1 tRNA gene and 1 rRNA gene are annotated in these 325 nt (G+C 54.8%); both read right to left on the bottom strand.

Features of this window, described 5'->3' with window-relative positions:
• Window positions 1–44: 44 nt before the first annotated feature.
• A tRNA-Ile gene (locus tag ACZ9XP_RS17880) sits at window positions 45–121 on the bottom strand.
• An 88-nt stretch (window positions 122–209) separates the two neighbouring features.
• A 16S ribosomal RNA gene (locus ACZ9XP_RS17875) occupies window positions 210–325 on the bottom strand; the annotation flags it as partial.

Here is a 325-nt window from a genome sequence, read left to right as displayed (position 1 = left end):
TTCGCTCCCTCGCGCCTTGCCTGACCCAAAAATCAAGCAAGTCTTGGTGGGTCTGGTAGGACTCGAACCTACGACCCCTGCGTTATCAACACAGTGCTCTAACCAGCTGAGCTACAAACCCAGTCTTCCTCATCGGCCTTGCGGCCAACTTGCCCTTTCAACTCTCAAATAACCGATAGGCTGTAAGTGCCTGACCTCGCCTTCTCTAGAAAGGAGGTGATCCAGCCGCAGGTTCCCCTACGGCTACCTTGTTACGACTTCACCCCAGTCATGAAACCTACCGTGGTAAGCGGGCTCCTTACGGTTACCCTACCCACTTCTGGCG

The sequence above is a fragment of the Vogesella perlucida genome, assembly GCF_979366545.1.
Note: the sequence above shows the minus strand (reverse complement) of the source record. Positions and strands in the feature narration are given on the sequence as shown.